This is a genomic window from Streptomyces sp. NPDC041970, assembly GCF_055588985.1.
The window spans coordinates 17,071-29,290 of sequence record NZ_JBVJCD010000023.1 but is presented as its reverse complement, the minus strand read 5'-3'; the positions used below and the strand labels follow the sequence as shown (position 1 = coordinate 29,290).

Annotated in this window: 14 protein-coding genes; 5 read left to right on the top strand and 9 right to left on the bottom strand. The window is 76.3% G+C overall.

All coding sequences use genetic code 11. The annotated features are described in order from the left end of the window. Nucleotides 1-48: 48 nt before the first annotated feature. On the top strand, nt 49-903 hold the full coding sequence (locus tag ACZ6EJ_RS14155; RefSeq protein ID WP_469267166.1) for an endo alpha-1,4 polygalactosaminidase: 855 nt from the start codon (nt 49-51) through the stop codon (nt 901-903). A 35-nt stretch (nt 904-938) separates the two neighbouring features. On the opposite strand, the gene ACZ6EJ_RS14150 is transcribed toward ACZ6EJ_RS14155, so the two are convergent. From ACZ6EJ_RS14150 to ACZ6EJ_RS14135, 4 genes are all read right to left on the bottom strand, one after another. Further along, complete coding sequence (locus ACZ6EJ_RS14150) at nt 939-1,733, bottom strand: VOC family protein (protein WP_469267162.1); 795 nt, start codon at nt 1,731-1,733, stop codon at nt 939-941. Between the two features lie 410 nt (nt 1,734-2,143). Continuing rightward, nucleotides 2,144-2,812 carry a lysophospholipid acyltransferase family protein gene (locus tag ACZ6EJ_RS14145; RefSeq protein WP_469267161.1) on the bottom strand — a complete coding sequence of 223 codons (669 nt, stop codon included), beginning with the start codon at nt 2,810-2,812 and terminating at the stop codon, nt 2,144-2,146. Between the two features lie 604 nt (nt 2,813-3,416). Then, nucleotides 3,417-3,575 (bottom strand): hypothetical protein, encoded by a 159-nt coding sequence (locus tag ACZ6EJ_RS14140; protein ID WP_469267160.1) that lies wholly within the window; start codon nt 3,573-3,575, stop codon nt 3,417-3,419. Nucleotides 3,576-3,702: 127 nt separating this feature from the next. Then, a complete protein-coding gene (locus tag ACZ6EJ_RS14135; protein WP_469267158.1) occupies nt 3,703-3,909 on the bottom strand; it encodes a hypothetical protein in 207 nt (68 codons plus the stop codon). Nucleotides 3,910-4,270: 361 nt separating this feature from the next. Between ACZ6EJ_RS14135 and ACZ6EJ_RS14130 the strand changes: the two genes are divergently transcribed. Continuing rightward, entirely contained in the window at nt 4,271-6,292 is a 2,022-nt protein-coding gene (locus tag ACZ6EJ_RS14130) for an ATP-binding protein (RefSeq protein WP_469267235.1), read from the top strand. 73 nt (nt 6,293-6,365) lie between these two features. Here the strand turns inward: ACZ6EJ_RS14130 and ACZ6EJ_RS14125 are convergent, their stop codons facing one another. The 3 genes from ACZ6EJ_RS14125 to ACZ6EJ_RS14115 form a co-directional block, all read right to left on the bottom strand. Next, nucleotides 6,366-7,625 carry an AAA family ATPase gene (locus ACZ6EJ_RS14125; RefSeq protein WP_469267156.1) on the bottom strand — a complete coding sequence of 420 codons (1,260 nt, stop codon included), beginning with the start codon at nt 7,623-7,625 and terminating at the stop codon, nt 6,366-6,368. 83 nt (nt 7,626-7,708) lie between these two features. Beyond that, the gene (locus ACZ6EJ_RS14120) at nt 7,709-8,320 is read right to left on the bottom strand and encodes a hypothetical protein (RefSeq protein WP_469267155.1); all 612 of its coding nucleotides are present in this window, start codon (nt 8,318-8,320) and stop codon (nt 7,709-7,711) included. A gap of 4 nt (nt 8,321-8,324) precedes the next feature. After that, on the bottom strand, nt 8,325-8,852 hold the full coding sequence (locus tag ACZ6EJ_RS14115; RefSeq protein ID WP_469267154.1) for a hypothetical protein: 528 nt from the start codon (nt 8,850-8,852) through the stop codon (nt 8,325-8,327). Nucleotides 8,853-9,046: 194 nt separating this feature from the next. On the opposite strand from ACZ6EJ_RS14115, the gene ACZ6EJ_RS14110 reads away from it, so the two are divergent. After that, nucleotides 9,047-9,550 carry a GNAT family N-acetyltransferase gene (locus ACZ6EJ_RS14110; protein WP_469267152.1) on the top strand — a complete coding sequence of 168 codons (504 nt, stop codon included), beginning with the start codon at nt 9,047-9,049 and terminating at the stop codon, nt 9,548-9,550. A 92-nt stretch (nt 9,551-9,642) separates the two neighbouring features. Here the strand turns inward: ACZ6EJ_RS14110 and ACZ6EJ_RS14105 are convergent, their stop codons facing one another. After that, a complete protein-coding gene (locus tag ACZ6EJ_RS14105; protein WP_469267151.1) occupies nt 9,643-10,494 on the bottom strand; it encodes a PepSY domain-containing protein in 852 nt (283 codons plus the stop codon). Nucleotides 10,495-10,665: 171 nt separating this feature from the next. Here ACZ6EJ_RS14105 and ACZ6EJ_RS14100 point away from each other — a divergent pair, with 171 nt between their 5' ends. After that, nucleotides 10,666-10,926, top strand: a complete 261-nt coding sequence (locus ACZ6EJ_RS14100; RefSeq protein WP_469267149.1) for a DUF6296 family protein — start codon at nt 10,666-10,668, stop codon at nt 10,924-10,926. A gap of 42 nt (nt 10,927-10,968) precedes the next feature. Further along, entirely contained in the window at nt 10,969-11,403 is a 435-nt protein-coding gene (locus tag ACZ6EJ_RS14095; RefSeq protein ID WP_469267148.1) for a protein-tyrosine phosphatase family protein, read from the top strand. A gap of 71 nt (nt 11,404-11,474) precedes the next feature. Here the strand turns inward: ACZ6EJ_RS14095 and ACZ6EJ_RS14090 are convergent, their stop codons facing one another. Next, nucleotides 11,475-12,158: a class I SAM-dependent methyltransferase gene (locus ACZ6EJ_RS14090; RefSeq protein ID WP_469267147.1), complete on the bottom strand. Its 684-nt coding sequence runs from the start codon at nt 12,156-12,158 to the stop codon at nt 11,475-11,477. Nucleotides 12,159-12,220: the final 62 nt, after the last annotated feature.

Genomic DNA, 12,220 nt, shown 5'->3' with positions numbered 1-12,220 from the left:
TCATCCATGATGAGCGGGCAGCCGTACGACCGACGCGCAGGAGCACGCATGACCCAGCCCCCCGCCCCTCCTCCCAGCCGCCGCCGGGGCGTGCTCGCCGCCCTGGCGGGCGCGGTCCTCGTCGCGGCCGGTGCGGGGCTGCTCCTGTCCGACGCCTTCGCCACCGACCCCGCTCCCCCGCCCGCGGCCGTGCCGCCCGCGGCGAACGCGCCCTTCGACTACCAGATCGGCGGGGCGTACCCGCCGCCCGCCGGGGTGCGGACCGTCGTCCGCGACCGGGGCGACGAGCCCGCCGAGGGGTTGTACAACGTCTGCTACGTCAACGCCTTCCAGGCCCAGCCGGACGCCCTGGGCTGGTGGCGGAAGAACGAACCGGACCTGCTGCTGCGCGACCGGGACGGCGGCGTGGTGAACGACGAGGCGTGGGGCGAGGCGCTGCTGGACACCTCGACCCCGGCGAAGCGCGCCCGGCTGGCCGGGATCGTCGGGGACTGGATCGACGGCTGCGCGAAGGACGGCTTCCAGGCGGTGGAGCCGGACAACCTGGATTCCCACGAGCGCTCCGAGGGCCTGCTGGACCAGGCGCACAACGCCGCGTTCGCCGAGCTCCTCGCCGCCCGCGCGCACGCCGCCGGGTTGGCGATCGGCCAGAAGAACACCGCCGAACTGCTCGGGCGGCGCGAGGAGATCGGCTTCGACTTCGCGGTGGCGGAGGAGTGCGGCCGGTACGGCGAGTGCGCCGACTACGCCGCCGCGTACGGCGACCGGGTCCTCGTCGTCGAGTACGCGGACCGCGACTTCGTCCGGGCGTGCTCGTCCGCGGGCGCGGAGCTCTCGGTGGTGCTCAGGGACCTCGCAGTCCGGCCGGCGGGCCGCGCCGGCCACGTGTACCGCGCCTGCTGACGGAGGCGGCGCGTGCGGCGGGGCGGGGCGGGGGCTCAGGCGGGCGTCCGGCGGGTGCGGACGGTGAAGATGCCCCCGTCCGGGTCGGTGATCACCGATTCGGTCCCGTCGCTCGGGGAGCCGACCGGAGGGCAGACCGCGCCGCCCTCCCGGCGTGCCGCCTCAATGACCTCCGCCAGGTCGTCGACCTCGAAGCGCACGTGCCACCGGGGGCGCAGCCGGGGGTCGGCGGACGCCCCGTCCCCGCCGCCGCGCAGGGTGGCCACGGTGCGGCCGCCCTGCCGGACGACGACGGCGTCCTGCTCGTACGCGTAGCCGACCTCGCAGCCGCCGGGCTCCCCGGAGGCCCACCCGAACACCTCGGCGTAGAAGATGGCGGAGTCGAAGGCGTGGCTGGTCCGCAGTTCGAGGGAGGCCGGGGTACGGTCGCTGCCGAGCGACCAGGGAGGGGTGCGGCCCTCCCAGAAGCCGAATCCGGCGCCCTCGCGGTCCGCGCCGACCGCTCCGCGGCCGCGGCCCAGCCGGATCGGGCCCACGGCGATGGTGGCGCCGCGCTCCCGGACCCGCGCGGCGGCGCCGTCGGCGTCGGCGACGGCGAAGTAGGGGGTCCAGGACACCGAGGTGGGCAGGCCCGGCGCGATCTGGCCGAGCCCGGCGACGGGCCGGGCGCCGACGTGCGCGACGGAAAAGCCCTTGCCGAGCGTGCCGGAGCGGAAGGTCCAGCCCAGCACGTGCGCGTAGAAGTCCTCGGTGGCCCGCAGGTCGCGCGTCATGAGGCTCACCCAGCACGGGACGCCGTGCACCGGAGTGCGCTGCTCTGCCACCGCCATCGGAACCCGCCTCCTCGCCCCGGTCCTCGCCGCCGTCCGCCGTCGCGGCGGGCCGCCCTCGCGGCCGTCGGCCGGCGGCGGACCGAAGCGCCCGGCCGCCCTGGAGCGGCGCTCCCTCCATACGTACGCCGCCCCTGTCGCCGCCGCCACCCGGCCGAGGCCCCCACGTCGGCGCGGGGGCGGGCCGCCCGCGCGGCCGAGGCGAGGGCCGGGCTTCTGCGGCGCTCTCGCCAGGCCGCTCACGTCGTCTGCCGCCCCCCGGCACCGACCGCCGGGGACTGGTCGGACACGCCGCCGGGGTGGAGCCGGCCCGCGTCGGCGAGGCGTTCGGGGCGGCCGCGCGCCGAGGCGCCGCCCGCCTGCGCGCACGACGCGGAGGCGGAGGGACGGGGCCCCCGCTCAGGAGGCCGTCACCGGGCGGTGAGCTCCGCCGCGGGCTCGCCCAGGCGTCGGGCGGCGGTGCGCCAGGCGGTGGTGACGGCGGCGCGGGCCGCGGCGGTGGCGGCCTCCACGTCCGGCGGGAGGCGGACCGGAGCGCCGATGTGGACGTGCAGCCGGGGGCGGCGGGCCGGGGCGGTGAGGAGGCCGGAGACCTGCTTGGCGCACCGCCCGGAGGTCACCCGGCGTGCTCCCGCCTGGCCGAGCGGCACGATCGGCGCGCCGGACCTGAGCGCCAGGCGGGCCGGGCCGCTGCGGAAGCCCTCCGGCGGGGCCTCGGCCGCGTCCGTGCGGAGGGGCAGCCGGCCCTCCCCGTAGACGAGTACGTGGCGGCCGTGTCCGAGCGCGGCGACCGCCGCGTCGAGGGCGTCGGCCGCCCGGCGGGTGCCGCGGTGCACGGGCACGTGGCCGCCGCGCTCCAGGAGGCGTCCGAGGACCGGGACGCGCCAGAGGCCCGCGGCGGCCAGGACGACGGGTTCGACGTCGAGGCGCAGCAGCGCGGCGAGGACGACGCCCGGATCGGCGAGCGAGGTGTGGTTGGCGACGATGATGCTGCCGGCGGCCGGGGCGGCGGCGTGGTCGGACGTGACCGTGAGGCGTCCGAGGGCGGGGACGACGGCGGCTGCGATGCGGCTGAGCACGGTTCTCCTGCGGTCCGGTGGCTGGGCGACCCGTGAGACGGCGTTCGCGCCGTGGGGGCCGCCTGCGCGCCGTCCCGGTCGTCGCCCCATCGTCGCGGCGGGGCGGGCGGTGGGCCTGAGTGCCCGTACTCAGGCCCACCGGGCCGGGTGCTCGGCCGCGGCCGGTGGACGGCGGCCCGTGCGGGGCGGTCGCGGGCCGCCGGCCGCACGGCGCCCTGCCGGTTCGGCGCGGGGCCGGCCGGAAGCGGTCCCGTGTCGCGGGCCCGGCCCCCGCCGGAGCCGGACGCGGCCGCGCCGCTCGGCGGGCCGTCGTGCCGCAGGGCGTGAGGACCGGGCAAGAGTTGCCGGACGGTTGCGGAGCCTTCACCGCTCCGTGATCGACGCGCCCGTTCCCGGCGGCCGCGGACCGGCACGCGTACGCCCGCCGGCACCGGCGTCCGGGGGGTGTCCGGCGGATCAGGGCCGGGCGGGCCGCGGTGTCCGGTGCGGTGCGGCGCACGGCGCTGGAACGCCTTCGTCGCGGAGCGATTCGGGCGTTTCGGCAACGCCGCGAGGCGCCGTGCCAGGCGCGCCGTGGACCCGGTCACGATCCGCCGGACGCCCCCTAGCGGGCGGCGGCCGTCCGCACCATGCCGAAGTCGATCGCGCGGCCCGCGTCGCGCAGGACTTCCTCCGCCACGCGCCGGACCTCCGCGGGAACGTCACCGTGCTCCTCCACGAGGCCGGCGTAGATCGGTGCTTCGGTGGCGTCTGCGGAACTCATACGGAATATTTCCCGTCTGTCTGTGCGCGGAGCCCCCACCGGTCGGCGAAGGCGGGGGCGAGTGTACGTGGTGCGCGGCGGCGGTCGCGATGGCGGCCCGGCGCTCCCCGCGCCCGGCGCGCGCCCCTCACCGGCGGCGGCGCGGGGCGGTGGGCAGGGGGCGGTGGCCCTCGGTCCACGCGTTGACCCAGCCGCAGCCCGAGCAGGCGTACCGCCCGTCGAGGCCCGCGATCTGCGTGCCGCACCGGGTGCACCCGATGGAGGTGATCTCCGGGTGCTCCGCCGCGGTCCCGGCGGCGTCCGCCCGTCCCTCCGGGGCAGGTGACGTGCTCATGGCCATCCCTCCGTATCGGCGGCGGATCCGGCGGACCGTCCGTCCACCGGCCCGGCCCGCGGCGGTCGGACACCGCGCCCGGCCGCCGGCCGGGCGGGCGCACCGTCACTCCACGCGCCCGCCCGCGCGGCGCGCCGCGTCCTTCCGGCAACGTAGCGCAGGAGGGCGACGGCGCGCGCCGCCCTCCCGCCCCGCGCGAGCACGCCGTCGCGGTCCGGATCGGAGCGGGCCCCGGCGGTGTCCGCCACCCTGTCCCTTCGAGCCGCCTATCGATCGCGCAGGGTGCATTGTCGGCCGTTTCTGACTGCTTTTCGCTATGAACGGAGGCCGCGGGGCACGGAGGTGCAGGATGGCGTCCGTGATGGGCAACCTCCCCGTCGTGACGACCAGCTTCGTCGGCCGCGACAGCGAACTGGTCAGCATCGAACGGGCACTTCGAGACCACCGTCTGGTCACGCTCACCGGCAGCGGCGGGGTCGGCAAGAGCCGGCTGGCCCTGCGCGTCGCGGAACGCGCCCAGGACCGGTACGCGGACGGCGTGTGGTGGGCCGACCTCTCCCATCTGCACGACGACGAACTGCTGACCACCACGGTCTGCGACGGCGTCGGGCTCCTGGACCACAGCGCCCGGCAGCCGGTGGCGGCGCTGCGCGCGTGGCTGTCCGACCGCCGGCTGCTGCTCGTCCTCGACTGCTGCGAGCGGGTCGTCGGCCCCTGCGGGCGGCTCGTGGCCGAACTGCTCGCCGCGGTCCCCGGCCTGACGGTCCTGGCCACCAGCCGGGAGCCGTTCGGCACGCCGGACGAGCACCGCGTCGAGGTGGCCCCGCTCTCCGCCGGCGAGGAGGGCGACGAAGCGGTCCGGCTCTTCCTCGACCGCGCGGCCTCGGTCGTGCCCGGCCTCTCCTTCGACGCCCCGGCCAGCGCGGCCGCCGTGGCGGAGATCTGCCGGCGCGTCGACGGCATACCGCTCGCCGTGGAGCTGGCCTGCGCCCAACTCCGCAGGAACAGCGCTCAGGAGATCACCGGGCGGCTGGCCTCCCGGATGGACGCGCTCACCGACGACACCCTCTGGCCCCGCCGCCACCGTGCGCTGCGCACCACGATCGGCTGGAGCCACGAGCTCTGCGCGCCGCTGGAGCGGCTGCTGTGGGCGCGGCTCTCCGTCTTCCGGGGCGTGATCACGGCGCAGGACGCTGAGGCGGTGTGCGCGGGCGGGCCGCTCGGCGCGGACGCGGTCGCCCCGGCGCTGGAGCGCCTGGCCGACCAGTCCGTGCTGCGGCGCACCGAGGGCGGTTACCGGATGCTGGACACCCTGCGCGAGTACGGGGCGATGTGGCTGGCGGAGCTGGCGGAGGACGCCCTCCTCGCCGACCGGCACGCCCGGCACTTCGCCCACGTCTGCGTCCAGGCGTACACGGGCTGGTTGGGGCCCTCGCAGGTCGCGTGGTACCACCGGATCGCCGACGCCCACGCGGACCTGTGCGCCGCGCTGGACCACCTGGTGGCCGAGGACCCGGAGAAGGCGATGGAGATGGCCGGGTGCGCGGGGCTGTTCTGGAGCTGCTGCGGCCACCTGCACCAGGCGCGCACGTATCTGGAACGGGTGCTGGCCCTGCCGCTCTCCGCCGGCCCCCACCGCACCCGCGCGCTCTGGGCCCTGGGCGTCACGCTGGCCCTCCAGGGCGACCACGAGGCGGCCCTGCGGACCGGCGAGGAGTGCCGGGCGGCGGCCCGCCGCGACGAGGACCCCGAGGCGGTCCTGCTGGCGGCCCACTCGGTGAGCTTCACGTATCTGATGGCGGGCGAGCCGCGCACGGCGCACGCGGTCAGCGACCACGCGCTGCGCGAGCATCCGGGGGACCCCGCCGACGCGCCGTCGCAGCTCCGCTGCCGGGTGATACGCCTCTTCGCGCTCTCCGCGCTCGGCCGGCTCGACGAGGCGTACGAGGAGGCCACCCGGCTCCAGAAGATCAGCCTGCGCTTCGGCGAGTACTGGGCACGGGCCTACGCCGACCACCAACTCGCCCTCATCCACCTGCTCCGGGGCCGCCCCCGACACGCCGAGAGCCACGCGCGGGCGATGCTCGCCGGCAAGCACGAGCTGCACGACAGCCTCGGCATAGCGCTCGGCCTGGACCTGCTCGCGGGGGCCATCGCCGCGCGGGGGGACGGTGTGGCGGCGGCCCGTACGTCCGGCACGGGGCACACGTACTGGCGCATGATCGGCCACCCCCACCGGGGCACCCCGGAGTTGGCGGCCATCCGCGAGCAGTGGGAGCGCCGGGCCCGGCAGGCGGCGGGCGACTCGGCGTACGAACGGGCCTACCTGCGCGCCTCGGCCGACGACGCCGAGCGCGGTCTGGCCCGCGCGCTGGAGGGCTGAGGCCGCCCCGCGGCGCCGGGCGGGGAGGACCGGACCGCCGGGCCCCGGCCGCGGGCCCGCCGGTGGCGGGGTCTCACTCCCGAGCGCCCCCTCCCCGCCCCACGGCCGAGGTCGCCACCGCCCGGCGGGCGAGGTCGTGCAGGCGCGCCGGTCGCAGCGGCCGCCCGGCGGCCGCCGCCTCGCGCACCCCTCGGGCGACGACCTGGTGGATGACGTCCGCGGCGGTCAGCGCGGGCCCGTCGGTCCGCTCCAGCGCCTTGTTCAGGGCGGCGAGGTCGTCGTCGCCCACGGCGCCGTCCAACGCGTGGGCCAGCAGGGTCCCGCGTCCGGCCGCGGACGGCCTCGGGAAGTGGTGGACGGTGGCCCGGCGCAGCACGGCGGGGTCGACCCGCTCGACGAGGTTGGTGGCCATGAGGAAGACCAGGCGCGCGTCGTGGTGCGCCCGGATGCGGTCCAGGCCGACGATCAGCGCGTCGACGACCGCGGTGTTCTCGAGCGCGCCGGAACTGGTGTCGTGGGCGCTGCGCAGTCCGCCGACCGCCTCCGCCTCGTCGAGGAACACGATGAGGGGCAGGTTCAGCTTCCCCGCGAAGTCGCCGAGGCCGGTGAGGAAGCCCACCGCGTCGCTGCCGGCCCGGCCCTGGATGCCGTGGCCGCGCAGGCGCTGGTTGAGCTGGACGAACGCGACGTCCTCGCGCAGTTCGGCGGCGGCCATGGCCGCCAGGCCGTGGGCGACCGCCGACTTGCCCGTGCCGGGGTCGCCGGTCAGCAGGAGGCACGGCGTGGAGGCCGCGGCCTCCGCCGCCGCCTGGATGACCCGGCCGTAGTGCTCAAGGCTCCACGCGTCGAGCAGGCCCTCCGGTCGGAGCCGGCCGACGACGTCGGCGAGCACCTCGTGCTGGGGGACATCGACGAGCCGGTCGAAGCGGGCGGCCGCGGCGGGGTCGGGGCCGTCGGGGGAACCGGTCCAGACCGAGGCCAGGCTCACGTACTCGCTCAGGTCGGCGGGCACCTCCAACCGCCGTTCGCGCTCCGTCCGCCGCGTGGGCGGTCCGCCGGAAGCGTCGGGGGCCTCCGCGGCGGGGGCGTGGGGGTCGACGACGAGGATGCGGGTCGCGCCGGTCAGTCGCGCCGCCTCGGAGGCTTCCGACAGGCGGACGCGGGCCGCCCCGTGTCCGTCCAGTTGGACGTCGAAGCACGTGTCCAGTGCGGCGGGCCCGAGCAGCAGCCCGGACAGTTGCCGGCGCAGGCCGGCTGCGAGGGCCGGGTGCAGTCGGCCGTCGAGCGTCCGGCCCGCGGAGGGTTCCAGGGTGAAGGTGAGCGTGTGCGGCATGGCGGTCGCGGTCTCTCTGGTCGACGTGCTCGAAAGGAGGTCGGGGGTGTGCGCCGACCGCCCGGCGGATGCCTGGCGTGCCGTCAGGTGATGACGCGCAGCGCCCCGTTCAGCGTCGTGCGGACGATGTCGGCCAGCGGGATGCCGAGCAGCTCCGTGACGAGCGCGCCCATCATCGTGGTGCCGAGGAAGCGCAGGACGGTGTCGCGGTGCCGCTCCCAGACGCCGCGCTCGGCTTCGACCGCCTCCTCGAGCCCGTGCACGAGCTCGTTCTCGTTGGTGCGCCGCCGGCCGAAGGCGTAGTCGGGCCCCTCGGACAGCACGGTCTCGGCGGCGCGCAGGGTGGGCGGGCGCAGAGCGGACACGGACCGCAGCGCCTGGAGGTCGCTCCGCGCGCTGACCGAGGCCACCTCCAGGGGAAGTGCGGCGTCCGACCAGCGGTCGGCGGGGACCGGGAGGAAGTACTTGTTGACCAGTCCCGCGATCTTCTGCGCCTCCTCGGGATCGGACAGGGCGAGCCCGAGGTCGGCGAGGCGTCCGATGATCCGCTCGACGGTGAGCAGCGTGGGGAGCTTCGACGGCGCCCCTCCCACGTGCAGCGTCGTGGACACGACGTCGGTCGCGAGCAGGGGCAGGACCAGGTCTCGGTCGAGGCCGGGACCGCGCGGGGACAGCAGAATGTGTGCCACAGCCATGACGTCAGCTTCCCTCGTACTGAAGTACGCGTGTTTCCAGCACGCCCGAGCCGTACCGGCGCTCCTGCCAGCTCCCTTCGCCGTACGTGAAGGCCACGCTGCCGCCGCCGCCCGGCGGGGACCACCGGGTGCCGCTCACGACGTCCCGCTGCCGCTCGGGCGGCAGCGCCCGCATCGTCGCGCTCCAGGAGACCGCCTCGGTGAACCTCGCCGTCGGGGGCAGCGGGCGGGCGCTGACCGGGGCGCCGCCGAGGCCCACCCGCGCGCCGCTCCCCGAGTAGGAGATCTCGTAGCGGAGCTGGTGGTAGACGTGGTGCGAGGCGCGGGGGTCCTCGATCGTGTACCACAGGCAGGTCACCGCGTCGTTCATGACGAACGTGCACGCGTCGTCGTAGCAGGTGTAGACGACGTCCTTGCTGAGCAGTGCGGGGTAGGCCTCGCTCAACGCGACGAGGTCCTTCTTGATCTGCTGGACGACGTAGAGCACGTCGGCGTGGGTGACCGTTACGGTCAGGACGTGCGAGGTCGTCACGTTGCCCTCCGGGCGGGCCGTCAGGAGCACGGTCGATCCGACTGCCTGACGTCGCCTGGGAGGAAGAGTACGGCCATCTCCCCCAAGAGGCGATGAAACGGCGGGAGTTGCCGTTGCGCCGTGGGGCGCTCCGGCAGCGCGGCGAGACACCGTACGCCCGCCGGGCAAGGCGGGGCGGCCCTTAGCATCCCGGTATGACGATCATCAGCCGGCTCCGCCCCGAGCACGCCGCGGCCCTGCTCGCGTTCGAGCGGGAGAACCGGGCGTACTTCTCCGCCTCCGTCCCCGACCGGGGCGACGAGTACTTCACCGACTTCGCCCGGCGCCACCGCGAGCTGCTCGACGAACAGGACGCCGGACTGCACCACTTCCACGTCGTCGAGGGCGCCGAGGGGGCGGTCCTGGGCCGGGTCAACCTCCTGGAGGTGGAGGGCGGCTCGGCCGAGCTGGGGTACCGGATCGCCCGGCGTGCGGCGGGGCGCGGGCTGGCCACCTGGGCGGTCGGGCAGGTCTGCGCGCTGGCGGTCCGGGAGTACGGGCTGACGGTGCTGCGGGCGCGGACGACGCTGGACAACGCGGGTTCGCGCGCGGTGCTGGCCCGCACCGGGTTCGCGCCGGTGGGCAACGCCGTGTTCGGCGACCGGCCGGGGCTGCGGTACGTCCTCGACCTCCGCGAGGACGCCCCCGCGGCCCCGTGACCGCTCCCGGCCGGGAGGACGGGGAGAAGGGGTGCGCCGGCTGTCCGGCGCACCCCTTCTCCCCGTCGTACGGCGGCGGTCGGCCGCGGCGGTCAGTCCTTGTCGGTCTCCTCGCGGACGATCGTGTCGTTCTTCGCGTCCACGTCGAAGGCGGTCTTCTTCCAGTCGGAGCCGACCACGTCGATCGACCAGACGACGCCCTTGCCGTCGTTGTCGTCCAGGCTGATGGAGGTGACCGTCCCCTTCTTCTTCTCCGTGGCGACCTTGGCCGCCTGCTCGGGCGTCTGGGTGGCCTGCGACAGCCACTGGGCCGTCCGCTTCTTCTCGTCGGCGTCCTGGTCCGCGTCGACGCGGGCCTCGATCACCTTTCCGTTGACCGCGTCGATGCGCACGGTGTGGACCGTGCCGTCCTTCTCCGCGACCTCCGCGAGCCAGACCGGGCCCGCACCGCTCGCGCTCGCGCTCGGGCTGGACGTTCCGGTTCCGGACGGGCTCGCCGAGCCGGTGGGGCTGGACGTCCCCGAGGGGCTGGAGGAGCCGCTGGGGCTGGAGCTGCCGGACGGGCTGCCGGACCCGGACGGACTGGGGCTCTGCTCGCGGTCGTCGTCGTCCACCCCCTCCAGGTCCAGGTCGACCAGCTTGCTCCCGGCCACCTCGCCGGTCGCGGTCGCGGCGGCGTCGTCGAACGTGACCTTCGTGGCGTCGAGCACCTTCTTGCGCTGCTTCTGGTCCTCGGTCATCCGAGCGGTGGCGGACGGGGTCGACGTCCGCTGCGGAACGACCTTCGCGGCCTCCGAGGTGGTCGCGGCCGTCGAATCGTCCGTGCTCTGGCCGCATCCCGTGATCAGGACGGCCGCGGCGGCCGCCACACCGAGGGCGCCGACCATCCGGAGGTTGCGGGAGCGGGGGGAAGCGCTGTTCTTTGGTCGAGGCTCAAGTCTCATGCCCCCATGCCTAGCCCTTCGGGCGTCCGGTCATGTTGCCCTCCCCGGCGGAGTCACCCGATCGACCGGGCGGGTCCGCCCGTTGGCCGCCGCTCCCCGAGCGGCATCCGCGCGGATGCGGAACAATGGTCTCCGGGGCCGCATCCTGACGCGGTCCGGCCGGAGGCCGTCATGGATGACACGGTTGACACCGAGCGCTACGAGCTCATCTTCCAGATGTCCGGCGCCGCCGACGACGTGGTGACCGTCCGGCGGACGGACCGCACGGGCGCGGGCGGGTCCCCCGTGTACGAGGACGAGACCGGGATCGTCCGGGCGGAGATCAGCGACCGGGGCGAGGTGCGGATGCTCGCCAGCGGCGGACACCAGGCGCCGGGCGCTCCCCTGCTGGCCCGCCCCCTGCCCGACGACGGGTCGCCGGACCCGCGCTGAGCGCCTGGACACCGCCGCGCGGACGGTCCTACGGTGAGGCGCGTGAACGAGACCTGGGACCCGGCCGACCCGGCCGTCCTGGCCCTTCCCTCCGGACGGCTGGTCCGCGGCAGGGGCCTGCGCGAACCGGTGCCCGCGGGCCCGGAACCGGACTTCGCGCTCCATCTGCTGGGGCGCACCCCGCCGCCGACCGCCTGGGAGTCGCGATGGCTGCGCTGGCCCGACTTCCGCCTCCCGGCGGACCGGGAGGCGGCCGGGCTGCTCCTGGCGGAGGCGTGGCGCCGGTCCGCCGTCGAACGGGTCGAGGTGGCCTGCGGCGGCGGGATGGGCCGCACCGGGACGGCGCTGGCCTGCCTGGCCGTGCTGGACGGGGTCCCCGCCGGGGAGGCGGTGCGGTTCGTGCGCCGCGGCTACCACCCGCGCGCGGTCGAGACCCCCTGGCAGCGCCGCTTCGTGCGGAACTTCGCCCCGCGCTGAGGACCCGGTGGCCCCGCCCCCTCGCCGGCTCGGCGTACGGCGCCGGGCGCACGGGGGACGGGGGCGGGCGGTCAGCCGGTGCGCACGGCGCGGAGCACGGCGTCCCGGACGACGGTCTGCCGGCCCTCCGGGTCGGGGCCGAGGCGTTCGGGCGCGGACGCCTCGATGACGACCCACTGGGCGGGGTCGAGGACGGTGGCCATCTCCTCCCCCGTGGCGAACAGGTCGGCGCTTCCGGGCCGTCCCACGCCGGGTGCGCGGTCGGCCGGGTGGTGGCTGACGACGAGGAGGGTGCCGCCGGGCCGTACGGCCGCGGCGAGCCTGCGGTGCAGGGCGTGGAGGTCGGTCCGGGGCAGGTGCATGAACTGCGCGGAGACCAGGTCGAAGCGCTCGGGGGCCGGGTCCCAGGTGCGGACGTCGGCCTGGCGCCAGGTGATCCGGTCCGCGATGCCGGCCCCGGCGGCGGCCGCCGTGCGGGCGGCGGACCCCAGGCCCGCGGCCGACCAGTCGGCGCCGGTGACCCGCCAGCCGCGTCCGGCGAGCCAGATCGCGTCGGCGCCCTCGCCGCTGCCGACGTCCAGGGCGGTGCCGGGGTCGAGGGGGGTCGCGTACCGGACGAGGACCGGGTTGGGGTCGCCGCTCCAGGCGTCGCCCTCCCGGTAGCGGTCCTCCCAGAACTCCTGGGTGAGGAAGCGCTCCGCGTCGCTCTCGTCGTGCCGGTGGCCGGGTGCGTGCTGATGCGCGTGGTGGGTCATGGGGACACTGTGCGGCCCCCGCCCGCCGACCCGCCGACTTCTTTGCCGGACCGGCAACTCCC

Excerpts from the sequence above, each read along its gene's own strand:
- ACZ6EJ_RS14135 (WP_469267158.1), bottom strand. The coding sequence starts at position 3,909 with ATGAGCACGTCACCTGCCCCGGAGGGACGGGCGGACGCCGCCGGGACC.
- ACZ6EJ_RS14105 (WP_469267151.1), bottom strand. The coding sequence starts at position 10,494 with ATGAGACTTGAGCCTCGACCAAAGAACAGCGCTTCCCCCCGCTCCCGC.
- ACZ6EJ_RS14150 (WP_469267162.1), bottom strand. The coding sequence starts at position 1,733 with ATGGCGGTGGCAGAGCAGCGCACTCCGGTGCACGGCGTCCCGTGCTGG.
- ACZ6EJ_RS14140 (WP_469267160.1), bottom strand. The coding sequence starts at position 3,575 with ATGAGTTCCGCAGACGCCACCGAAGCACCGATCTACGCCGGCCTCGTG.
- ACZ6EJ_RS14120 (WP_469267155.1), bottom strand. The coding sequence starts at position 8,320 with ATGGCTGTGGCACACATTCTGCTGTCCCCGCGCGGTCCCGGCCTCGAC.
- ACZ6EJ_RS14090 (WP_469267147.1), bottom strand. The coding sequence starts at position 12,158 with ATGACCCACCACGCGCATCAGCACGCACCCGGCCACCGGCACGACGAG.
- ACZ6EJ_RS14130 (WP_469267235.1), top strand. The coding sequence starts at position 4,271 with ATGGGCAACCTCCCCGTCGTGACGACCAGCTTCGTCGGCCGCGACAGC.
- ACZ6EJ_RS14155 (WP_469267166.1), top strand. The coding sequence starts at position 49 with ATGACCCAGCCCCCCGCCCCTCCTCCCAGCCGCCGCCGGGGCGTGCTC.
- ACZ6EJ_RS14100 (WP_469267149.1), top strand. The coding sequence starts at position 10,666 with ATGGATGACACGGTTGACACCGAGCGCTACGAGCTCATCTTCCAGATG.
- ACZ6EJ_RS14125 (WP_469267156.1), bottom strand. The coding sequence starts at position 7,625 with ATGCCGCACACGCTCACCTTCACCCTGGAACCCTCCGCGGGCCGGACG.
- ACZ6EJ_RS14110 (WP_469267152.1), top strand. The coding sequence starts at position 9,047 with ATGACGATCATCAGCCGGCTCCGCCCCGAGCACGCCGCGGCCCTGCTC.